The organism is Streptomyces sp. NPDC050674, assembly GCF_040654575.1.
GTDB lineage: Bacteria > Actinomycetota > Actinomycetes > Streptomycetales > Streptomycetaceae > Streptomyces.
Window position 1 is genome coordinate 72,646 of sequence record NZ_JBFAIG010000019.1, and the last position, 20,603, is coordinate 93,248.

General features: G+C 71.8%; 21 protein-coding genes and 1 pseudogene. 14 read left to right on the forward strand and 8 right to left on the reverse strand.

Features of this window, described 5'->3' with window-relative positions:
* Positions 1 to 3 precede the first annotated feature (3 nt).
* Both AB0I06_RS27810 and AB0I06_RS27815 read right to left on the reverse strand, forming a co-directional pair.
* Positions 4 to 117: pseudogene (locus AB0I06_RS27810) on the reverse strand (LAETG motif-containing sortase-dependent surface protein); the annotation flags it as partial.
* 56 nt (positions 118 to 173) lie between these two features.
* Positions 174 to 1,265 (reverse strand): amidohydrolase family protein, encoded by a 1,092-nt coding sequence (locus tag AB0I06_RS27815; protein ID WP_363121569.1) that lies wholly within the window; start codon positions 1,263 to 1,265, stop codon positions 174 to 176.
* 135 nt (positions 1,266 to 1,400) lie between these two features.
* On the opposite strand from AB0I06_RS27815, the gene AB0I06_RS27820 reads away from it, so the two are divergent.
* The 6 genes from AB0I06_RS27820 (at position 1,401) to thpD (ending at position 6,625) form a co-directional block, all read left to right on the forward strand.
* A complete protein-coding gene (locus tag AB0I06_RS27820; protein ID WP_363121570.1) occupies positions 1,401 to 2,501 on the forward strand; it encodes an aminotransferase class V-fold PLP-dependent enzyme in 1,101 nt (366 codons plus the stop codon).
* A gap of 57 nt (positions 2,502 to 2,558) precedes the next feature.
* A complete protein-coding gene (locus AB0I06_RS27825; protein ID WP_363121571.1) occupies positions 2,559 to 3,095 on the forward strand; it encodes a DinB family protein in 537 nt (178 codons plus the stop codon).
* A gap of 339 nt (positions 3,096 to 3,434) precedes the next feature.
* On the forward strand, positions 3,435 to 3,941 hold the full coding sequence (gene ectA, locus AB0I06_RS27830) for a diaminobutyrate acetyltransferase (RefSeq protein ID WP_363121572.1): 507 nt from the start codon (positions 3,435 to 3,437) through the stop codon (positions 3,939 to 3,941).
* A 55-nt stretch (positions 3,942 to 3,996) separates the two neighbouring features.
* Positions 3,997 to 5,268: a diaminobutyrate--2-oxoglutarate transaminase gene (ectB, locus tag AB0I06_RS27835; RefSeq protein ID WP_363121573.1), complete on the forward strand. Its 1,272-nt coding sequence runs from the start codon at positions 3,997 to 3,999 to the stop codon at positions 5,266 to 5,268.
* A 39-nt stretch (positions 5,269 to 5,307) separates the two neighbouring features.
* Positions 5,308 to 5,706, forward strand: coding sequence for an ectoine synthase (locus tag AB0I06_RS27840; RefSeq protein WP_363121574.1), 399 nt, complete (start codon positions 5,308 to 5,310; stop codon positions 5,704 to 5,706).
* A 7-nt stretch (positions 5,707 to 5,713) separates the two neighbouring features.
* Positions 5,714 to 6,625: an ectoine hydroxylase gene (thpD, locus tag AB0I06_RS27845; protein WP_363121575.1), complete on the forward strand. Its 912-nt coding sequence runs from the start codon at positions 5,714 to 5,716 to the stop codon at positions 6,623 to 6,625.
* Between the two features lie 64 nt (positions 6,626 to 6,689).
* Here thpD and AB0I06_RS27850 read toward each other — a convergent pair whose 3' ends face one another.
* From AB0I06_RS27850 to AB0I06_RS27870, 5 genes are all read right to left on the reverse strand, one after another.
* Positions 6,690 to 7,742 carry an aminotransferase class V-fold PLP-dependent enzyme gene (locus AB0I06_RS27850; protein WP_363121576.1) on the reverse strand — a complete coding sequence of 351 codons (1,053 nt, stop codon included), beginning with the start codon at positions 7,740 to 7,742 and terminating at the stop codon, positions 6,690 to 6,692.
* 96 nt (positions 7,743 to 7,838) lie between these two features.
* Positions 7,839 to 8,558, reverse strand: coding sequence for a DsbA family oxidoreductase (locus AB0I06_RS27855; protein ID WP_363121577.1), 720 nt, complete (start codon positions 8,556 to 8,558; stop codon positions 7,839 to 7,841).
* Positions 8,559 to 8,631: 73 nt separating this feature from the next.
* A complete protein-coding gene (locus AB0I06_RS27860) occupies positions 8,632 to 9,126 on the reverse strand; it encodes a GNAT family N-acetyltransferase (RefSeq protein ID WP_363121578.1) in 495 nt (164 codons plus the stop codon).
* A gap of 48 nt (positions 9,127 to 9,174) precedes the next feature.
* Positions 9,175 to 9,783, reverse strand: coding sequence for a DUF1349 domain-containing protein (locus AB0I06_RS27865; protein WP_363121579.1), 609 nt, complete (start codon positions 9,781 to 9,783; stop codon positions 9,175 to 9,177).
* 98 nt (positions 9,784 to 9,881) lie between these two features.
* Positions 9,882 to 11,411 (reverse strand): aldehyde dehydrogenase (NADP(+)), encoded by a 1,530-nt coding sequence (locus tag AB0I06_RS27870; RefSeq protein ID WP_363121580.1) that lies wholly within the window; start codon positions 11,409 to 11,411, stop codon positions 9,882 to 9,884.
* Positions 11,412 to 11,543: 132 nt separating this feature from the next.
* On the opposite strand from AB0I06_RS27870, the gene AB0I06_RS27875 reads away from it, so the two are divergent.
* From AB0I06_RS27875 to AB0I06_RS27900, 6 genes are all read left to right on the forward strand, one after another.
* Complete coding sequence (locus tag AB0I06_RS27875) at positions 11,544 to 12,317, forward strand: IclR family transcriptional regulator (RefSeq protein ID WP_031109054.1); 774 nt, start codon at positions 11,544 to 11,546, stop codon at positions 12,315 to 12,317.
* Between the two features lie 3 nt (positions 12,318 to 12,320).
* The gene (locus AB0I06_RS27880; protein ID WP_363121581.1) at positions 12,321 to 12,794 is read left to right on the forward strand and encodes a GNAT family N-acetyltransferase; all 474 of its coding nucleotides are present in this window, start codon (positions 12,321 to 12,323) and stop codon (positions 12,792 to 12,794) included.
* Between the two features lie 88 nt (positions 12,795 to 12,882).
* Positions 12,883 to 13,869 (forward strand): hypothetical protein, encoded by a 987-nt coding sequence (locus tag AB0I06_RS27885; protein WP_363121582.1) that lies wholly within the window; start codon positions 12,883 to 12,885, stop codon positions 13,867 to 13,869.
* Positions 13,866 to 15,119 (forward strand): histidine kinase, encoded by a 1,254-nt coding sequence (locus AB0I06_RS27890; RefSeq protein WP_363121583.1) that lies wholly within the window; start codon positions 13,866 to 13,868, stop codon positions 15,117 to 15,119. Before AB0I06_RS27885 ends, AB0I06_RS27890 begins: the two co-directional genes overlap by 4 nt.
* Positions 15,116 to 15,778, forward strand: coding sequence for a response regulator transcription factor (locus tag AB0I06_RS27895; RefSeq protein WP_363121584.1), 663 nt, complete (start codon positions 15,116 to 15,118; stop codon positions 15,776 to 15,778). Before AB0I06_RS27890 ends, AB0I06_RS27895 begins: the two co-directional genes overlap by 4 nt.
* A gap of 76 nt (positions 15,779 to 15,854) precedes the next feature.
* Positions 15,855 to 17,312 (forward strand): penicillin-binding transpeptidase domain-containing protein, encoded by a 1,458-nt coding sequence (locus AB0I06_RS27900; protein WP_363121585.1) that lies wholly within the window; start codon positions 15,855 to 15,857, stop codon positions 17,310 to 17,312.
* 93 nt (positions 17,313 to 17,405) lie between these two features.
* On the opposite strand, the gene AB0I06_RS27905 is transcribed toward AB0I06_RS27900, so the two are convergent.
* Positions 17,406 to 18,863, reverse strand: coding sequence for an NCS2 family permease (locus AB0I06_RS27905; protein ID WP_363121586.1), 1,458 nt, complete (start codon positions 18,861 to 18,863; stop codon positions 17,406 to 17,408).
* Positions 18,864 to 19,133: 270 nt separating this feature from the next.
* Here AB0I06_RS27905 and AB0I06_RS27910 point away from each other — a divergent pair, with 270 nt between their 5' ends.
* Positions 19,134 to 19,733 carry a SigE family RNA polymerase sigma factor gene (locus AB0I06_RS27910; RefSeq protein ID WP_363121587.1) on the forward strand — a complete coding sequence of 200 codons (600 nt, stop codon included), beginning with the start codon at positions 19,134 to 19,136 and terminating at the stop codon, positions 19,731 to 19,733.
* Positions 19,730 to 20,572 carry a hypothetical protein gene (locus tag AB0I06_RS27915; RefSeq protein ID WP_363121588.1) on the forward strand — a complete coding sequence of 281 codons (843 nt, stop codon included), beginning with the start codon at positions 19,730 to 19,732 and terminating at the stop codon, positions 20,570 to 20,572. The genes AB0I06_RS27910 and AB0I06_RS27915 overlap by 4 nt, the downstream gene beginning before the upstream one ends.
* Positions 20,573 to 20,603 lie beyond the last annotated feature (31 nt).

Genomic DNA, 20,603 nt, shown 5'->3' on the forward strand with positions numbered 1-20,603 from the left:
CGGTCAGCCCCGGCGGCGGGCCAGGGCCACCGCTCCCCCGCCCGCCGTCAGGAGGGCGATCGCGCCGGCCACGAGGTACGGCGCGGTCGAGCCGCCGCCCGTTTCGGCCAGGTCCTCCTCCGGTTCTGCGTCGAATGTCCCGGCACAGGCGTTCTCCGCCGTCACCCGGTCGGCTACCCGACCACGCGCCCGTTCAGCACCACCCGGCGCGGTGACGCCAGCACCCGGACGTCCGCGCGCGGGTCCTCGTCGTAGACGACGAGGTCGGCGGGTGCGCCCTCGTCCAGGCCGGGGCGGCCGAGCCAGCGGCGGGCCGTCCAGGTGCCCGCGGCGAGGGCCTCGACGGGAGGGATGCCGGCGGTGACCAGTTCGGCGACCTCCGCCGCGGCCAGACCGTGGGCGAGGCCGCCGCCGGCGTCGGTGCCGACGAAGACCGGGATCCCGGCGTCGTAGGCGTTCCGGACGGTGTCGTAACGGCGTTCGTGGAGCCGGCGCATATGAGCCGACCAGCGGGGGAACCTGCTCTCGCCGCCGTCCGCGAGCTGCGGGAACGTCGCGATGTTGACCAGGGTCGGCACGATGGCGACACCCCGCTCGGCGAACAGCGGGACGAGGTCCTCGGTCAGGCCCGTGGCGTGCTCGATGCAGTCGATGCCCGCCTCGACGAGGTCCCGCAGGGAGTCCTCGGCGAAGCAGTGCGCGGTCACACGGGCGCCCAGGCGGTGGGCCTCTGCGATCGCCGCCTCGACCGCCTCGCGGGGCCAGCACGCCGACAGGTCGCCGAGGTCGCGGTCGATCCAGTCGCCGACCAGCTTGACCCAGCCGTCACCGCGCCGGGCCTCCTGGGCGACGTAGGCGACCAAATCCTCCGGCTCGATCTCCCAGGCGTAGTTGCGGATGTAGCGGCGCGTGCGGGCGATGTGCCGCCCGGCGCGGATGATCTTCGGCAGGTCCTCGCGGCCGTCGATCCAGCGGGTGTCGGAGGGGGACCCGGCGTCACGGATCAGCAGCGTGCCCGCTTCCCGGTCGGCCAGGGCCTGCTTCTCGGCGACGTCCTCGGGGACCGGTCCGTGCCGGTCGAGTCCCACGTGGCAGTGCGCGTCGACGAGGCCGGGCAGGACCCAGCCCACGGCGGTGCGCACGTCGCGGGCACCGGCGGGACGGTCGTAGGAGACGCGGCCGTCGACCACCCACAGCTCGTCCCGGACGTCCTCGGGCCCGACGAGCACCCGACCCTTCACGTGCAGCACCGCGCGATCGCTCATGCACCGCACCTTAGTGAGCCCGCAGCCATGCCTCGACGGGGGCCGGTGGCCGCGGGACTCGGCGCGCGGGGGCGCGGGGGCCGCCCGTTACCCTCGTTGCGATCGAACCCTGCTGTGAGTGAAGAGAGCTTTGCCGTGACGCATCCGTTTCTGGACCTGGCCCCGCTCGGCGCGGACCGCTTCGCCGCGATCGAGGACCGTGTCGCGCGGCTGATGGACACCCGGCAGGACGTCGTGATCATGCAGGGCGAGGCACTGCTGCCGCTGGAAGGCGCGATCCGCTCCGCGGCCGGGCCGGGCACGACGGCGCTGAACGTCATCACGGGGCCCTACGGGCAGACCTTCGGCGACTGGCTGCGGGACTGCGGGGCCACGGTGATCGACCTGGCGGTGCCCTTCCACACGGCGGTGACGGCCGAGGAGGTCCGGCAGGCCTTCGCCGAGCATCCGGAGATCGACTTCGTGTCGCTGGTGCACGCGGAGGCGGCGACCGGCAACACCAACCCGGTCGCACGGATCGGCGAGGTCGTGCGGGCGCACGGGGCGCTGTTCTACCTGGACGCCGTGGCGTCGATCGGCGCCGAGCCGGTGCTGCCGGACGCGTGGGGCGTGGACCTGTGCGTGATCGGCGCGCAGAAGGCGATGGGCGGTCCGGCCGGGGTGTCGGCGGTGTCGGTGAGCGAGCGGGCGTGGGCGCGGATGGCGGCCAACCCGAACGCGCCGCGCCGCTCGTACCTGTCGCTGCTCGACTGGAAGGAGCGGTGGATCGACGGCGGCCGCACGGCGCTGCTGCACGCGCCGGCGCAGCTGGAGATGCTGGCGCTCGAGGCATGCGTGGAGCGGATCGAGGCGGCGGGCCTGGAGGCCGTGATGGCCCGGCACGCGTCCGCCGCGGCGGCGACCCGGGCCGGTGCGACCGCGCTCGGCGGCGGGCTGGAGCCGTACGTGTACGAGGCCCGGGACGCGGCGCCCGTCGCCACGACGCTGCGGGCGCCGTCCGGGCTGGTGGCGTCGGAGCTGGTGCGGCGGGCGCTGGCGGCCGATCCTGCGGTGCCGCTGGCCGCGGGCGGGGGCGCGCTGGCCAAGGAGATGATCCGGGTCAACCACTACGGCGCGGACGCGACACCGGGGGCCGTGCGCGCGAGCCTGGCGGCCCTGGGGGCGGCGCTGTCCGAGCAGGGGCTGCCGGTGGACGTGGAGGCCGCGCTGCGGGCCGCCGAGGGGGCGTGGCGGTAGTCCTCGCCCGAGCGCTGCCGGGGCACCGTTGTCGGTGCCCCGTGCCATGCTCCCCGCATGACCACCGACACTTCCACCGACGGCCCGGCCCTCCCCGACGGCCGCCCCGTGCCCCGCCTCACCGGTGACGAGCGGGCCATGCTGGAGAGCTGGCTGGACTTCCACCGGGCCACGCTGGCGCTGAAGTGCGCCGGGCTGGACGACGCCCAGGTACGCACGGCGGCGGCCGAGCCCTCGTCGCTGACGCTGCTCGGGCTGGTGCAGCACCTCGCCGAGGTCGAGCGGAACTGGTTCCAGCGGGTGGCCGGCGGTCTCGCCGTGCCGCCCCTGTTCGAGGACGGGACCGGCTACGCGCTGGATCCGGCGCGGGGGCTCGACGAGGCGCTCGGGATCTGGCGGCGGGAGATCGCGCGCGGGCGGGAGCTGTGCGCCGCGCTGCCGCTGGACCACATCGGGCGGGTCGCCGAGGGGCCGGTGCCCGGCATGGAGGTGAGTCTGCGCTGGGTGCTCATCCACATGATCGAGGAGTACGCGCGGCACAACGGTCACGCCGATCTCCTGCGGGAACGCATCGACGGAGTGACCGGGGCTTGAATTCCACGTGTTATCCGAGACATCCCGCGTGTAAGCTGGCACACAATTAAGAATTCTTTCAAGAATAGCTTCCCGTATTCTTCTGCCCGCTTTTCTCGTTCCTAAACGCGCAGATTCTGAGGACACTCGGCGGGGGAATTCTGGTCGCTTCCACAGGACTGACACACCTGTGACGCGTTACACACTCTGACCATTTTGCCCGGTAATTCCCGGGCAAAATCGGGCATCTCCTCACTCGGGGGCGCGGGGCCTCGCGCTCGCGCGATAACACAGACAGGGTCCATACGTAACCCCGATCGGCGATGCAATTTTGAATTTCGCTGGGTAAGTTCAATTTGCATGACCGCCGTACAAGCAGACCTGCAAATCGACCGCCCCACGGTGGCTGACGGAGCCGCACTCTGGCGGATGGCGAAGGACTCCAAGGTTCTCGACGTGAACTCGTCCTACAGCTATCTGCTGTGGTGCCGCGACTTCGCCGCCACCTCGGCCGTGGCCCGTGACGAGCACGGCGAGCCGATGGGTTTCATCACCGGGTACGTGCGGCCGGACAACCCGCACACCCTGCTGGTGTGGCAGGTGGCGGTGGACGAGGCCCACCGCGGGCGCGGACTGGCCGCCGCGCTGCTCGACGGTCTGGTCGCGCGGACCGTGACCGAGCGGGGGGTGACCACGGTGGAGACCACCATCACTCCCGGCAACACCGCCTCGGAGCGCCTGTTCACGTCGTTCGCCGAACGTCACGACGCGCGGCTGGAGCGCGAGGTGCTGTTCGACACCGGCCTGTTCCCCGACGGGCCGCACGACGCAGAGGTGCTGTACCGCATCGGCCCCCTGCCCCACTGACTTCTTCCCGCCCCCACCCCGCAGACTTCCCCCACGCACCGAGGAGCGATTCGTCGTGACCATCACCCAGCCCGACCTGAGCGTCTTCGAGACCGTCGAGTCCGAGGTACGCAGCTACTGCCGCGGCTGGCCCACCGTCTTCGACCGTGCGGTGGGCAGCCGCATGTACGACGAGGACGGCCATGAGTACCTCGACTTCTTCGCCGGAGCGGGGTCACTGAACTACGGGCACAACAACCCGGTCCTGAAACGCGCGCTGATCGACTACCTGGAGCGGGACGGCGTCACGCACGGGCTCGACATGTCGACCACCGCCAAGCGCACGTTCCTCGAGGCCTTCCAGAACCTGCTGCTGCGCCCGCGCGACCTGCCGTACAAGGTCATGTTCCCCGGCCCCACCGGCACCAACGCCGTCGAGGCCGCGCTGAAGCTGGCGCGCAAGGTGAAGGGGCGCGAGTCGATCGTGTCGTTCACCAACGCCTTCCACGGCATGTCGCTGGGCTCGCTGGCCGTCACCGGCAACGCCTTCAAGCGCGCCGGCGCCGGCATCCCGCTGGTGCACGGCACCCCGATGCCGTTCGACAACTACTTCGACGGCCAGGTCCCGGACTTCCTGTGGTTCGAGCGGCTCCTGGAGGACCAGGGCTCGGGCCTGAACAAGCCCGCCGCCGTGATCGTCGAGACCGTGCAGGGCGAGGGCGGCATCAACGTGGCCCGGCCCGAGTGGCTGCGCGCCCTGTCGGAGCTGTGCGAGCGGCAGGACATGCTGCTGATCGTCGACGACATCCAGATGGGCTGCGGCCGCACCGGCGCGTTCTTCTCCTTCGAGGAGGCGGGCATCACGCCGGACATCGTCACCGTCTCCAAGTCGATCAGCGGCTACGGCCTGCCCATGTCGCTGTGCCTGTTCAAGCCCGAGCTCGACGTCTGGGAGCCCGGCGAGCACAACGGCACCTTCCGCGGCAACAACCCCGCGTTCGTCACGGCCACCGCCGCCCTGGAGACGTACTGGACCGACGGTTCCGCGATGGAGAAGCAGACCCGCAAGCGCGGCGAGCAGGTCGAGCAGGCGCTGATCTCCATCACCGAGGAGAACCTGGCCGACGTGAAGGAGTACCGCGGCCGCGGTCTGGTGTGGGGCATGGAGTTCCACGACAAGGCCCGCGCGGGCAAGGTCGCCAAGCGCGCCTTCGAGCTGGGACTGCTCATCGAGACGTCCGGCCCGGAGAGCGAGGTCGTGAAGCTGCTCCCGGCCCTCACCATCACGCCGGAGGAGCTGGACGAGGGCCTGAGCATGCTGGCCCGCGCCGTCCGAGAGACCGCCTGACCAACCGAGCATCACCCATCTAGGAGGCATCGCAGCACCGTGATTGTCCGTTCGTTCAAGGAGATCGAAGGCACCGACCGGCACGTGAAGGCCGCGTCCGGTACGTGGGAGAGCAAGCGCATCGTCCTCGCCAAGGAGAAGGTCGGCTTCTCCCTGCACGAGACGATCCTGTACGCGGGTACGGAGACGTCGATGTGGTACGCGAACCACATCGAGGCCGTCGTCTGCGTGGAGGGCGAGGCCGAGCTGACCGACCACGAGACCGGGCAGACGCACACCATCACGCCCGGCACCATGTACCTCCTGGACGGGCACGAGAGGCACACGCTGCGGGTCAAGCAGGACTTCCGCTGCCTCTGCGTGTTCAACCCGCCCGTGACCGGACGGGAGGACCACGACGAGAACGGCGTCTACCCGCTGCTCACCGAGGAGGTGTGACGTTTCCATGACCGCCATCACCGAGACCACCACCACCGGCATCACCGACCTCTACCCCAGTCGTGGCGCCACCGAGGTGCTCACGCCGCGTCAGGACCCGGTCGTCTGGGGCGCCCCCGACGCCCCGGGCCCGGTCGCGCCGGCCGACCTGCTGTCCTTCGAGCGTGACGGCTTCCTCGCCATCGACGAGCTCATCGGCGCGGACGAGGTCGCCGTCTACCGCGACGAGCTGAACCGCCTGGTGAACGACCCGGACATCCGCGCGGACGAGCGGTCCATCGTGGAGCCGAAGTCCAAGGAGATCCGCTCGGTCTTCGAGGTGCACAAGATCAGCGAGGTGTTCGCCCGGCTGGTCCGCGACGAGCGGGTCGTCGGACGGGCACGGCAGATCCTCGGCTCGGACGTGTACGTCCACCAGTCGCGGATCAACGTCAAGCCGGGGTTCGGCGCCAGTGGCTTCTACTGGCACTCGGACTTCGAGACGTGGCACGCCGAGGACGGTCTGCCGCGGATGCGCACGGTGTCGGTCTCGATCGCCCTGACCGAGAACTACGACACCAACGGCGGGCTCATGATCATGCCGGGGTCGCACAAGACGTTCCTCGGGTGCGCGGGCGAAACGCCGAAGGACAACTACAAGAAGTCGCTGCAGATGCAGGACGCGGGCACGCCCTCGGACGAGGCGCTGACCCGGTTCGCCGCCGAGCACGGCATCAAGCTGTTCACGGGCAAGGCCGGTTCGGCGACCTGGTTCGACTGCAACTGCATGCACGGCTCCGGCGACAACATCACGCCGTTCCCGCGCAGCAACGTGTTCATCGTGTTCAACAGCGTGGAGAACACGGCGGTGGAACCGTTCGCGGCGCCGGTGCGGCGGCCGGAGTTCATCGGCGCGCGGGACTTCACACCGGTGAAGTGACCGCGTGACAGAGCTGCCGGGCGGGGCCTCCTCGTGTGGGACGGGAGGCCCCGCCCGGTTTTTGTCATGCCGCGAGGACCTCCAGCAGCCGGTCCACGTCGGCGGGCGTGTTGTACAGGTGGAACGCGGCCCGCAGGTTCCCGGCCCGGTCGGAGACCTCGATGCCCGCCCGGCTCAGTTCGCCCTGCCGGTGGCCGAGCCCCGGCACCGAAACGATCGCCGAGCCCGGCGCGGGCACCGGCCGGTGTCCCAGCCCGGCGAGCCCGGCGCGGAAGCGGTCCGCGAGGCCGACGTCGTGGGCGTGGACGGTGTCGACGCCGATCTCTTCCAGCAGTTCAAGTGAGGCGCGCAGACCGGCGTAGGTGAACAGGGCCGGGCTGACGTCGAACCGCCGTGCGGAGCGCGCGAGTTCCTCGACCGGGCCGTAGCAGCTGTCCCAGGGGTGTTCCCCGGCGACCCAGCCGGCGAGCAGCGGTGTGAGCCCGCCGAAGTCCCGCGGGGCGACGAAGAACGAGGCGCCGTGCGGGCCCAGGAGCCACTTGAAGCCGACGGCGGCGAGGAAGTCGTCGGCGTCGGCCTCCATCGGCAGCCAGCCGGCCGACTGGGAGGCGTCGACATAGGTGCGGGCGCCGTGTGCCCGGGCCGCCTCCCGCACGGCGGGCAGGTCGGCGAGGCGGCCGTCGGCGGACTGGGCGGCGCTGACCGCGACGAGCGCGGTTCCGGGGCGCACGGACTCGGCGAGCCGCTCCAGCGGCACGGCACGCACCTTGAGGTCGCCGCGCGCGTGGAAGGGGTTCACCAGCGAGGAGAAGTCACCCTCGGCCGTGAGGACTTCGGCCCCGGCGGGCAGCGACGCGGCGATCAGCCCGCCGTACTCGGCGACCGAGGCCCCGGTCGCGACCCGCTCGGCCGGGACGCCGGCCAGCCGGGCGAAGGACGCGCGGGCGGCCTCCACGTCTTCGTACAGGGGACCCAGGGGCGTGCCCTCGGCGCGCATCCGCACCGCCTGCTGCACGGCTTCCACGGTGCGCGCGGGCAGGAGCCCGTTGCTGGCGGTGTTGAGGTAGGTCTGCTTCGGGGTGAACTCGGCACGGACGAGGTTCTCGAAGGTCTCCATGGGACCACTCTGCGTCCCCGGGATCTCCCCGTCCATTGCCGATTTCTGCGCAATGCCGCCAAGGAGCGCTTATGCATGCGCTCCGAGCTGGGCGTTTCAGAGCTGGGGCACGGCACAGCCGTCCGGGCCGCAGGCGTCCGCGTCGGCGTCGCCGCTCCCGACGGCCTTCAGCGGCGCGGGCTCGCCGTACGCCTGGGCCAGGGCCTGGGCGAAGACCTCGGCGGGCTGGGCGCCGGAGACGCCGTACCTGCGGTCGAGGACGAAGAAGGGCACACCGTTCGCGCCGAGCTGCGCGGCCTCGCGCTCGTCGGCGCGGACCTCGTCGGCGTACGCGCCCGGGTCGGCGAGCACCGCGCGCACGGCTTCGGCGTCCAGCCCGGCGGCGGTGGCGAGCTCCACGAGCCGCTCGTCGTCGTTGAAGACGGTGCGCTCCTCGGCGAAGTTGGCCCGGTAGAGCAGGTCGAGGAGCTGCTCCTGGCGGCCGTGCTCCTTGGCGAAGTGCAGCAGACGGTGCATGTCGAAGGTGCTGCCGTGGTCGCGGCCCCGGGTGCGGTAGTCGAGGCCCTCGGCGGCGGCCTGGGCACCCAGGTTGTCCTCCCCGGCCTCGGCCTGCGCGGGGCTCATCCCGTACTTCTTGGTGAGCATCGTGATCACGGGCTGGATGTCGTCCTTGGCGCGGCCGGGGTCCAGCTCGAAGGAGCGGTGCACCACCTCGACCTCGTCGCGGTACGGAAAGTCCCGCAGCGCCTTCTCGAAGCGGGCTTTGCCCACGTAGCACCAGGGGCAGGCGATGTCGCTCCAGATCTCGACGCGCATGTCTCGGCTCTCTCCAGGTCGTACGGTACGGAGACTCCCTCCGCCGGATGGATGAACGTTCAAGCAGCGTGGTTCATTCCCCGGGCAGGGCGAGGCGCATCCGCAGGTGGTGGTCCCCCGGCCCGGCCGGTTCCGGGAGCCATCCCAGCCGCCGGTAGAACCCCTGGGCCCGCAGGTTGTCCACGTGCACTTCGAGAAGGGCATCCCGACGGCCGTCGGCCCGCCACTCCTCGACGCAGGCCGCGTGCAGCGCGGCGCCGACGCCGCGACGCCAGTGACCGGGGTCGACGTGGAACTGGAACAGCTTCACCGTGTCCGCCGGTGCGCCCTCGGGGACGCGGAAGGAGGCCAGGCCGACGATGCGGGCCGCCTCCACGGCGCACAGCACCCGGCCGTCCGGCCGGGTGAGGGCGCCGCGCCAGGCGGCGGTCCAGTCGGTGCCGTCCTGCGGGAGCCCGCCGGGGTAGTACGTCGCCCGGGCCCGCGCGTGCAGCGCGACGACGTCCGCCACCTCGGCGGGCAGGACGGTACGGATCACACGGTCCGGGGTCGCTCGGTTGCCGGTCATGGAAACGGCGACGCGCGGGCGCCGGGACGCGGTTCCCCCGGCGCGGCCTCAGCTGCCGTCGCGCAGATCGTCCGGCCAGGAGGGCCTGAACTCGATGTGGTCGTACGTCACCACACAGCCCTCGCCCATCGGGGACTGGGCCATGAAGCCCACCAGCGCCGCTCCCGTCTCCTTCTCGTCGCCGAGGGTGAAGAGGCGGACGAAGGTCCAGCGCCGTCCGTCGCGTGAGGCGTGGAAGGCGAAGGCGCGGCCGGTGCGGCTGACCCGGAGCCATGCGGAACTGCCGTCCACCGTGAAGGAGTTGGCGTCATCGGAGTGGCCCCGGGTCACCACCGTGCAGACGGTGGGGACGTCCGGGGAGTACTCCAGGCAGAGCTTGGCCCAGGCCCGCTCCCCCACGTGGACGTAGAGCACCCCGGCGTCGAAGGCCGCGCCGAACCCGACGGTGACCTTGGCGATCAGCTGGAAGTCCCCTTCGGGCGCCCCGAGCAGCCGGGGCGCGTCGGAGGCGGGGTCCAGCCCCTCACCGGTGGGCGGCACGAACCGGTCCTGCCGCGCCCCGGCCCACCCGGTGAGCACGCCGTCCTCATAGGACCAATGGGCTTCGGGCCCATATGTGCGCAAGCCGAAGGGAAGTTCGGGAAGTTCCAGATCCATTCGGCCAAGTCTTCCAGTTCCGGCCTCAAGGGGCGCGGGGAACTGCGCGATCAACCACCACGAACCGGCAGCCCGCAATCCACCGCACCCCTACGGCGCTAACGCTCCAGACGTCCGTTGAACCGCCGCGGCAGCCCCAGGGGATTCTCGTCCCGCAGCTCCTGCGGCAGCAGCGCCTCGGGGGCGTTCTGGTAGGCAACAGGCCGCATCCACCGCTCGATCGCCGTGCCGCCCACCGACGTGGAGGTCGACGTCGTCGCCGGGTACGGACCACCGTGGTGCTGGGCCGGTGCGACGGCGACACCCGTCGGCCAGCCGTTCACCAGCACGCGCCCGGCCAGCGGCGTGAGTTCCGCGAGGATCTCGGCGCCGCGGCCCTGCCCGGCGGCCTCCTCCTCGGACAGCTGCACCGTCGCCGTGAGGTTGCCCGGCAGTCGCGACAGCACCGCCTTCACCTCGGTCTCGTCCTCGTAGCGGGCCACCACGGTGACCGGCCCGAAGCACTCCTCCAGCAGCAGGTCGTGCTCGCCCTCGGCGGCCAGCCGGCTCGCCGGGACCGTGAGGAATCCCGCGCTGACGGTGTGCTCGCCGCCCGCGCCCGGGGTGACCGGGGACTCGACGTCCGGCAGCCCGGCCCGCTCGGCGACGCCCGCGACGAAGTTGTCGCGCATGCGGTGGTCGAGCAGGACCCCGGCGTCGGTGTCGCTGACGGCGTCGGTCAGGGACTTCAGCAGGGCGTCACCGGCGGCGCCGGACGGCGCGAGGACGAGGCCCGGCTTCACGCAGAACTGGCCGACGCCCAGCGTCATCGAACCGGCGAGACCGGCGCCGATCGCCTCGGCCCGCTCGGCGGCCGCGGCCTCGGTGACGACGACCGGGTTGAGGGAGCCCAGCTCGCCGTGGAAGGGGATCGGGACCGGGCGGGCCGCGGCGGCGTCGAAGAGCGCCCGGCCACCGCGTACGGAACCGGTGAAGCCGGCCGCCGCGACCAGCGGGTGCTTGATCAGCTCCACGCCCGCCTCGAAGCCGTGGACCAGGCCCACGACACCGTCGGGGATGTCGTGCCGGGCGGCGGCGCGGCGCAGCACCTTGGCGACGTACTCGGACAGGGCCGGGTGGTCCGGGTGGGACTTGACGACGACCGGGCAGCCGGCCGCGAGGGCGCTCGCGGTGTCGCCGCCCGCGACCGAGAAGGCGAAGGGGAAGTTCGACGCCGAGTAGACGGCGACGACCCCCAGCGGCACCTTGTAGCGGCGCAGGTCCGGGATGGGCGGGGTCGCGGTGTCGTCGGGGTGGTTGATGACGACGTCGAGGAAGGCGCCCTCGTCGACGATGTCCGCGAAGGCCCGCAGCTGGTAGCAGGTGCGGGCGAGCTCGCCGGTCAGCCGGACCGGGCCGAGCGCGGTCTCGGCGTCGGCGGTCTCCACGAGACTGTCCTTGGCCGCCTGAAGCTCCTCGGCGGCGGTGCGCAGGAAGGCCGCGCGGACCGTGCGGTCGGCGAGGGCCCCGCGTGCCTCGTGCGCGGCGCGGACGGCGGTGTCCACCTCCTGGGCTGTGGCCTCCACCGCAACCTGTTCACGCTGCTTCCCGGTTCGGGGGTCGACACTCCAGACTGGTGCTGCTGCCACCGCGGGTCCCTCCACACATGTATTGCCGCAGTACTGGGTCATCCACCAGGGGCGTTCGATATACTGAACGCTGTCTCCCATGATGAATATGCTGTGGAGACTATTTCCCGTCCAACGAAGGGGTCAAGGGCGATGTCGGCTGGCGAGACGGGCGGCGGGGCGCAGGTCAAGTCCGCGGTGCGAACGGTTGAACTGCTCGAATACTTCGCCGGACGCCCCGGCATGCACTCCCTCGCGGCGGTCCAGGAGGCCGTCGGGTACCCCAAGTCGAGCCTCTACATGCTGCTGCGCACCCTGGTCGAACTGGGCTGGGTGGAGACGGACGCGACGGGCACGCGGTACGGCATCGGGGTGCGCGCCCTGCTGGTCGGCACCTCGTACATCGACGGCGACGAGGTCGTCGCGGCGGCCCGCCCGACGCTGGACCGGCTCTCGGACGACACGACCGAGACGATCCACCTCGCCCGCCTCGACGGCACCAACGTCGTCTACCTCGCCACCCGCCAGTCCCAGCACTACCTGCGCCCCTTCACCCGGGTCGGCCGCCGGCTGCCCGCGCACTCCACCTCCCTCGGCAAGGCGCTGCTCAGCACCTACTCGGACGAACAGGTCCGCAAGATGCTCCCGGAGACGCTGCCCGCGCTGACCGAGCACACGATCACCGACCGGGAGAAGCTCATCGAGGAGCTGCGCCAGGTGCGGGAGCAGGGCTTCGCCGTGGACCGCGAGGAGAACACGCTGGGGCTGCGCTGCTTCGGCGTGGCGATCCCCTACCGCACCCCGGCGCGGGACGCGATCAGCTGCTCGGTTCCGGTGGCGCGGCTGACCCCGGCGCACGAACAGCTGGTGAAGGACGCGCTCTTCGACGCGAGGGACCGGCTGACACTGGCCACCCGTAGGCTCTGAGCCATGAACGTCGAGCTGCGCCAGGTCCACGACAGCGATCTGCCGGTCTTCTTCCGGCAGATGAACGACCCCGAGTCCCTGAGCATGGCGGCCTTCACCCCGGAGGATCCCGCCGACCGGGCCGCCTTCGACACCCGCTGGTCCCGGATGCGCTCCTCGCCCGACGTCGTCGTCCGTACGGTCCTGGCCGACGGGGACGTGGTCGGCAGCGCGGGCGTGTACGGGGTGCCGGGCGAGCGCGAGGTGACCTACTGGATCGACCGCGCCTACTGGGGCAAGGACATCGCCACCCAGGCGCTGCGGGCGCTGCTCGCCGAGGTGCCCGAGCGGCCGCTGTACGCGCGGGCGGCGTCCGACAACGCCGGGTCGCTGCGCGTGCTGGAGAAGTGCGGGTTCCGTGCGGTGGCGACGGCCCGGGGGTACGCCCCGGCCCGGGGTGCCGAGATCGACGAGACGGTGCTGATCCTGGAGGGCTGACCCGCGTCGGGGCTCTCCCCCGTCCGGCGGAGGCGGATCGTCACCGGGCAGGAGGCGCCGGCCGTCCTTCCCACGGGAGCCTGGTCGCATGACGCAGCCGATCGCTCCCGCCCCCGCCGTCCGGACCGGCCGCCCCCGGCGGATCCTCGGCGCCCTCGCCGTCGTCTCCTGCGTGCCCTACCTCGCGCTCAAGGCCGCCTGGACGGCGGGGAGTCACCTCGGGATTCCCGACGGGAGCCCGCTGCTGGACGACCGGGTGACCATGGCGGTCGTCAACGGGCTGTCGATGCTGCTGGACAGCGCGGTGATCGTGCTGGCACTGGTGCTGACCCGGCCCTGGGGGCTGCGGGTGGCCGCCTGGCTGCTCGCGTTCCCCGTCTGGGTCGCCACCGGGCTGCTGGCGCCGATCATGGCCGGGTTCCCGGCGCAGCTGGTGGCGCGGGCGTTCGGTGCGGGCGGCTCCCCGTCCGCGGGCCGGGAGGCCTTCCTGGACGCGTGGGTGTTCGCCGTCGTCTACACGGGTTTCATCGCGCAAGGCCTCGCCCTCGGTGGCCTGTTCGTGCTCTACGCGCGGGACCGCTGGGGGCATCTGTGGCACGGGCGGGTGGGGGACCTGCCCGTCGGTGTCCTCGGTCCGGCCCACCGCGCCCTCGCCGTGGCCGCCGCCCTGCTCGCCCTGCCGCCGATCACGCTCCACGCCCTCTGGGCCTGCGGTGTCTCGCTTGGGCTCAGGGAGGGCCAGGGCGGTGACTTCCGCGTCCTGGAGGCGCTGCTGTACGTCGTGTTCCTCCTCGCGGCGGTCGCCGGCTCCGTGCTGACGGCCTTCCGGCGCGGCCGGGCGCTGCCCGTGTCGGTGCCGCTCGGTCTCGCCTGGGTGGGCTCGAGTGCCGTGGCCTGCTGGGGCGGATGGCTGTCGCTGGCCTCCGCCGGGGGCGTGGCGGACCTCGCCGACCGCCCCACGCCGCTGATGAACCTCGCCTACGCTGGCCAGATGCTCGTGGGCCTCCTCGTCGCCGCCGCCGGCGCCTACCACTTCGCGGAGCGCTCGGCCGGGGCCTCACGGCGGGCGGTGTGAAGGCGGCCGCCCGGTCGCTGTTCGGCCGGCGGGCGCGCCTTCGCTGGATCCACCTGATCCTCGGCGGTGCGCTGGCCATGCCGTACGTCCTGGTGGGCTCGGTGGTCATCAGCCCGGCCGTGGGCTCCGCGGACGTCTTCGGCTCGTTTCCCCTTCAACTCGCCTCGTTCGGCGTGGGTCTGCCGCTCGCGGCCGTCACCTCGCTGTTCCCGCTCACCCGGCCGCTGGAGTCCGCCGCCGTGCGCTGGCTGTGCGGGGTGGACCCGGACCGGCTCGCCTTCGGACCCGCCGCGACGCGGGGCGAGAAGGGCCGTACGGCGGCCTGGTTCACGCTGCACCTCGGGTTCGGCGGGATCATCGCGGGGATGTCGCTGGCGCTGCCGCCGTTCGCCACCGCCCTGATCGTGCTGCCGGTGCTCGCCGGACTCGACCGCGACCTGCTCGACCTGCCCGAAGTCCTCGACCACGGCTGGGCCTTGGCGCTCGCCCCGGCCGCGGGCGTGGCCTCGCTGGCCGCCCTCGCCGGCTGCGCGGCGGGCTGCGGCGCGCTGCTGGCCCGCTGGGCCGTCCCGCTGCTCGGCCCCACGCCCCGGGAGCGGCTCGCCGCCGCGGAGGCCCGCGCCGCCGACCTCGCGGTGCGCAACCGGCTGGCGCGGGAACTGCACGACAGTGTGGGCCACGCCCTGAGCGCGGTCACCCTCCAGGCGAGCGCGGCCCGCCGGGTCCTCGACTCCGACCCGGCCTTCGTCCGCGAGGCCCTCGCCGCGATCGAGGACACGACCCGCCGTACGGTCGGCGAACTCGACGCGGTCCTGGGCGTGTTGCGCGACGGAGACGCCCCCGGGACGGCCCCTGCGCCCACCCTCGCCGCGGACCTCGACGGGCTGCTGCGCCGTACCCGGGCGGGTGGACAGCACGTGACCGCGACCGTGGACACCGACCCGCGGACGCTGCCCCCGCTGCTGTCCCGCGAGGCCTACCGCATCGTGCAGGAGGGGCTGAGCAACGCCCTCAAGCACGCCGGTGAGCAGGCCTCGGTGGCGGTGCGCGTCGCGCTGACGGGCGGGGAGCTGGAGATCACCGTGGAGAACCCGGTGACCGGCCCGGCCCCCTCCCGCACCGGCGGCGGCCACGGGCTGCGCGGTATCGCGGACCGGGCCAGGTTGCTGGGCGGCACCGCGACGGCCGGGCCGACCACGGCACACACCTGGCGGCTGCACGCACGCCTGCCGATGAAAGGACCCGTATGACCCGCCCGGACACCGTCCGTGTCGTCCTCGCCGACGACGAGCGCATGGTGCGCACCGCGCTGCGCGCCATCCTCTCCGCCGAGCCGGACCTGGAGGTGGTGGGCGAGGCGGCCACCGGCGCGGAGGCGGTGTCGGTCGTCCGGGCACTGCGCCCGGACGTCGTCCTCATGGACGTCCGGATGCCGGAAACGGACGGGATCCGCGCCACCGAGCAGATCCTCGCCACCCTGGACGAGCCGCCCCGGATCGTCGTCGTGACGACCTTCGAGAACGACTCCTACGTCTACGACGCGCTGCGTGCCGGGGCCGCCGGGTTCCTGCTGAAACGGGCGGACGCCGACACGCTCGTGCAGGCGGTCCGGCTCGTCGCGCGCACCGACAGCCTGCTGTTCCCGGCGGCCGTGCGCGCCCTGGCGAGCGAGCACGCCCGTACGCACCCGGCACCGCCCACCTGGGCGGCGAAGCTCACCGGACGCGAGCGGGAGGTGCTGGGGCACCTGGCGCAGGGGCTGACCAACGCGGAGATCGCCCGCCGGATGGAGGTCGGCCCGGCCACGGTGAAGTCGCACGTCGCGGCGGTGCTGGCGAAGACCGGCACCCGCGACCGCACGCAGGCGGTGATCGCGGCGTACGAGGCGGGTTTTCTGAACGGCGGATGAGAAACCGGCCCCGCCGGATGAGAAACCAGGACGGACGGGAACGTTCCGCCCGGTGTGACTCGTCCTCCTGTTCGGAATGAACAAGACGATCAGGCGCGCGTCGGCCTTCGCGCTGCTCCTGGTGTTGGCTCTGCTGGTCAGGGCGACCTGGGTGCAGTTCTACGAGGGCCGGGCGCTGGCAGACGACAAGGACAACCGGCGGAACGCGATCGAGACGTACTCGGCGCCGCTCGGGAACATCATCGTGGGCGGCCGGTCGATCACCGGCTCGGCGCCGACGAAGACGGGCGACCTGAAGTACAAGCGGACGTACACGGACGGCCCGCTGTACGCGGCGGTGACCGGATACGCGTCGCAGGCGTACGCCCCGACCCAGCTGGAGGGCATCTACACCGACCTGCTCAACGGCACGGACAGCCGGCTGAAGTCCGTGATGGACACGCTCACCAACCAGCGCGCGGAGCCGGGCAACGTGGTCACGACCATCGACCCGGATGTGCAGAAGGCGGCCTACGAGGCGCTCGGCGACAAGAAGGGCGGCGCCGTCGCCATCGACCCGAAGACCGGGAAGATCCTCGCGGTGGTGTCGACGCCGTCGTACGACCCGTCGTCACTGACCGACGCCAACACGGCGGGACCGGCCTGGAAGAAGCTCACCACGGACCCCGACAAGCCCCTGACCAACCGTGCGCTGCGCCAGCCGCTGCCCCCGGGCTCGACGTTCAAGCTGGTCGTGGCGGCGGCGGCGCTGGAGGACGGGCTGTACTCGTCGGTGGACCAGAAGACCGACAGCCCGAACCCGTACCCGCTGCCGGGCACGTCCAAGGTGCTGGACAACGAGAACCCGAGCGCGCCCTGCGCGAACGCCTCGATCCGGGTGGCGCTCCAGTACTCCTGCAACAACGTCTTCGGGAAGATGGCCGTCGACCTGGGCCAGGACAAGGTGAAGGCGATGGCCGACAGGTTCGGCTTCGACGACGACAAGCAGGACGTGCCGGTCCGGGCCTACACGAGCGTGTACCCGTCGGACATGGACCCCTCGGAGACCGCGCTGACGGGCATCGGCCAGTTCGACGTCACCGCCACGCCTTTGCAGATGGCCATGGTGTCGGCGGCCATCGCCAACGGCGGCAAGCTGGTCTCGCCGCACATGGTCGCGCAGATCACCGACAGCGGCGGTGATGTGCTCCAGGACTACGACGACGACGCGGGCACGAAGGAGATCGTCAGCTCCTCGACCGCCGAGCAGTTGCAGTCGGCGATGCAGACGGTCGTGAACAAGGGCACGGGTACGAACGCCCAGGTTCCTGGTGCGACCGTGGGCGGCAAGACGGGGACGGCCCAGCACGGCGAGAACAACAGCCAGGTGCCGTACGCCTGGTTCACCTCGTACGGCAAGTCCGACTCCTCGGGCAAGGAGGTCGCCGTGGCGGTCGTCGTCGAGCAGTCGAACGCGGCCCGCTCGGAGGTCAGCGGCAACGGCCTGGCGGCTCCGGTCGCCAAGGCGATGATGCAAGCCGCGCTCAAGGACTGAACCTCGGCCGCCGACAATCCGTCTGTAGAGACGAGACGGGCCGCCCCCTTCCCCCCGGGTGCGGCCCGTCCTCGTGTCACCGCCCGCCCGGCGTCACTTCGCTCCCAGGAGCTGCTCGATGGGGTCGATCGCGAAGTACACCAGGAACAGCGCCGAGGTCCCCCACAGCAGCCAGTGGACCTCCTTGGCCCTGCCGAGCACGGTCTTGATGACGACGTAGGCGAGGAAACCGGCGCCGATGCCGTTGGTGATGGAGTACGTGAACGGCATCACGGCGATGGTGAGGAACGCCGGGATGGCGATGTCGTAGCGGTCCCAGTCGATGTGCTTGACCTGGGTCATCATCAGGAAGCCGACGGCGACCAGGGCCGGGGCCGCGGCCTGGAGCGGGACGATGGTGAGCAGCGGGGTCAGGAACAGCGCCAGACCGAACAGGCCGCCGGTGACGAGGTTGGAGAAGCCGGTGCGCGAGCCCTCGCCGACGCCGGCCGCCGACTCGATGTAGGAGGTCGCGGAGGAGGCGGAGGCCGCGCCGCCGGCGACCGCCGCGGCACCGTCGATGAGCAGCACCCGGCCGAGGTTCGGGACCTTGCCGTCCTCGTCGAGCAGACCCGCCTCGGCGCTGATGCCGACGACCGTGCCCATGGTGTCGAAGAAGTCGGACAGGATCAGCGTGAAGATCAGCAGGACGACGGTGACGACGCCGACACCGGGAGCGCCGAAGGCGCCGAACAGGTCGAAGTGGCCGATGAGTCCGAAGTCGGGGGCGTCGACGAGCTTGTCCGGCCAGGACGGTGTGGTCAGGCCCCAGGACTTGATGTCCGCCAGCGAGTTGATCAGGATCGCCAGCGCGGTCATGGTGACGATGCTGATGAGGATGGCGCCCTTGACCTTGCGGGCGAGCAGTCCGATGGTCAGCAGCACGCCGAGGCAGAAGACGAGCATCGGCCAGCCGGCCAGGGTGCCGGTGCCGCCCAGCTGAACGGGCACGGTGGTGTTCGCGGCGTCGGGGATGCGGCTGACGAACCCGGCGTCGACGAAGCCGATGAAGGCGATGAACAGGCCGATGCCGACGCTGATCGCCTGCTTGAGCGGCTGGGGTATCGCGTGCATGACGGCCTCGCGCAGGCCGGTCACCACCAGCACGCAGATCAGCAGGCCTTCGAGGACGATCAGGCCCATCGCGTCGTCCCAGCTCATCAGCGGGGCGATCTGGAAGGCGACCACGGCGTTCAGGCCGAGTCCGGCGGCCAGCGCCAGGGGCAGGTTGCCGCCGACGCCCATGATGATCGTCATGACCGCGGCCACCAGGGCGGTGGCGGTGGTGAGTTGCACGGCGTCCAGCTGGTGCCCGGACTTGTCCTTCGCGCTGCCCAGGATGATGGGATTCAGGACAAGGATGTAGGCCATCGTGAAGAAGGTGGCGAAGCCGCCGCGGATCTCCCGGCCGAAGGTGGAACCTCGCTCGGAGATCCGGAAGAACCGGTCCACGCTGTTCGCCCCGGCTTCCTTGACGGGTGGCCGGTCGGTGACCTGCTGCGGTTCGGACATGTCGCGTGCTCCTCGGTGCCTGGGTGATCGGTGTGCGGATGCTGGCCGGATTGTGCCCGTCCTGAACCCCGTTCAGGTTTTCTCCGTGTTACGGAATCGAGGTCCGGCCCGCCATACACCGTTCGAAGCTCCGTACGAACCGTTCAACGATCGCTGCTACGCTTCCCGATCTCGTCCGGGTCTCCCCCGGATGATCACATGTCATCTGCATGACAGCCACAGGGTGCCCCGGCCGGGAGCGCCCGCAGCCGCTGCGAGGAGAGGTCGCCCGTGGGCACAGTCGTCGACGACGCCGCCTCCGTGGAGTTCCACGCCTTCTTCGAGCGCCACTACGCCGAACTGTCGCGTCTGGCCCATCTGCTGACGGGAGAGTCGGACACCGCCGACGATCTGGCGGCGGACGCGTTGCTGGCGCTGTGGCACCGCTGGGACCGGGTGCGCGCCGCCGACCATCCGGTGGCGTACGCGCGCGGGGTGGTGGCCAACCTGGCCCGGAGCCGCATCCGCAGTGCGGTGCGCGAGCGGCGGCGCATCGCCCTGTTCTGGTCGCAGCGCGAGGAGAACACCGAGAACCCGGACGTCGCGGGCGTGGTCGACGTGCGGGAGGCGTTGCGCAGGCTGCCGTTCCGCAAGCGGGCGTGTGTCGTCCTGCGGCACGCGTTCGACCTGTCGGAGAAGGACACCGCGCTGGCGCTCGGGGTGTCGGTGGGTACCGTGAAGAGCCAGACCTCGAAGGGGATGGCCGAACTTCAGCGGTTGCTGGGGACACGGGGCGTGCCGCAGCGGATGCAGGTGGCGGTGGGGGCGCCCCGCTGCTCCCCCGCCGTGGAGGGCGTGCGCACCGGTGAGGGCGGAGGGAGGGACCGATGACCATGCGGCGCGACGTACACGAGGAGCTGCATACCCGGCTGCACGAGGCGGCCGGGACGCATGAGCCCGACCGGGAGCGCATGCTGGCCCGGATCGAGCGCGGCATGGCCGCTCCGTCCGGTTCCGGCCATCGGGCGACGCGTCCGCCGGTGGTCGGCTGGATGCGGGTGGCCGGTGCGACGGCCGCGGTCGCCGGAGTCCTCGCGGTGGGCGGTTACGCGGTGGCGTCCGCGGTGAAGGAGGAGACCGCCCCGCGGCAGCGGGAGGTGGCGACCTCCGCGACGCCCACGCCGTCCCCGGAGGCGACGAGCCGGGCGCCCGTATCCCCGGCTCCCGAGGAGCCGGCGCCGAGCACCCCGCAGGAGCGCCGCGAGACCGGCCGGCCGCCGTCCGGGACGCCGAGCGCCCCGCCCCCCGAGCGGTCGCCCGCCGTCCGCGCCGAGGACGGTCCGCTGTGGTCGGACGGGTCGGTCGACCCGCACAGCAACGACTTCTGGGCGCAGAGCAACATCACCCTCAAGACCCGTGAGCCACTGACCGCGCTGACGGTGCGGCTGAAGGTCGCGCAGACCGGCGGGGTCTCCGACGCCGGCGCCTGGCGTTCCCTGCCCGAGGGGGACTTCACCCTCTCGGTCGCCGAGCGGGACGGCTTCCTCGTCTACACCTGGACCCTCAGGGAAGGCCGTACGGTCCCGGCGGGCGAGTGGGTGTTCGCGGGTCAGTTCGCTCACGCGCGCGGCGGCCGTGACGCGGGTGAGGACACCTACGCGGTGACGGCCGCCGCCGGTGCGCGGCAGCTGTCGGTGGGCGGTGGTTTCGCCGCCGTGGACGACGAATGACGGGGGCTCGTAAAGAATTCCGAACCGGCGG

Excerpts from the sequence above, each read along its gene's own strand:
- AB0I06_RS27815 (WP_363121569.1), bottom strand. The coding sequence starts at position 1,265 with ATGAGCGATCGCGCGGTGCTGCACGTGAAGGGTCGGGTGCTCGTCGGG.
- AB0I06_RS27825 (WP_363121571.1), top strand. The coding sequence starts at position 2,559 with ATGACCACCGACACTTCCACCGACGGCCCGGCCCTCCCCGACGGCCGC.
- ectA (WP_363121572.1), top strand. The coding sequence starts at position 3,435 with ATGACCGCCGTACAAGCAGACCTGCAAATCGACCGCCCCACGGTGGCT.
- thpD (WP_363121575.1), top strand. The coding sequence starts at position 5,714 with ATGACCGCCATCACCGAGACCACCACCACCGGCATCACCGACCTCTAC.
- AB0I06_RS27850 (WP_363121576.1), bottom strand. The coding sequence starts at position 7,742 with ATGGAGACCTTCGAGAACCTCGTCCGTGCCGAGTTCACCCCGAAGCAG.
- AB0I06_RS27855 (WP_363121577.1), bottom strand. The coding sequence starts at position 8,558 with ATGCGCGTCGAGATCTGGAGCGACATCGCCTGCCCCTGGTGCTACGTG.
- AB0I06_RS27860 (WP_363121578.1), bottom strand. The coding sequence starts at position 9,126 with ATGACCGGCAACCGAGCGACCCCGGACCGTGTGATCCGTACCGTCCTG.
- AB0I06_RS27865 (WP_363121579.1), bottom strand. The coding sequence starts at position 9,783 with ATGGATCTGGAACTTCCCGAACTTCCCTTCGGCTTGCGCACATATGGG.
- AB0I06_RS27875 (WP_031109054.1), top strand. The coding sequence starts at position 11,544 with ATGTCGGCTGGCGAGACGGGCGGCGGGGCGCAGGTCAAGTCCGCGGTG.
- AB0I06_RS27880 (WP_363121581.1), top strand. The coding sequence starts at position 12,321 with ATGAACGTCGAGCTGCGCCAGGTCCACGACAGCGATCTGCCGGTCTTC.
- AB0I06_RS27885 (WP_363121582.1), top strand. The coding sequence starts at position 12,883 with ATGACGCAGCCGATCGCTCCCGCCCCCGCCGTCCGGACCGGCCGCCCC.
- AB0I06_RS27895 (WP_363121584.1), top strand. The coding sequence starts at position 15,116 with ATGACCCGCCCGGACACCGTCCGTGTCGTCCTCGCCGACGACGAGCGC.
- AB0I06_RS27900 (WP_363121585.1), top strand. The coding sequence starts at position 15,855 with ATGAACAAGACGATCAGGCGCGCGTCGGCCTTCGCGCTGCTCCTGGTG.
- AB0I06_RS27905 (WP_363121586.1), bottom strand. The coding sequence starts at position 18,863 with ATGTCCGAACCGCAGCAGGTCACCGACCGGCCACCCGTCAAGGAAGCC.
- AB0I06_RS27915 (WP_363121588.1), top strand. The coding sequence starts at position 19,730 with ATGACCATGCGGCGCGACGTACACGAGGAGCTGCATACCCGGCTGCAC.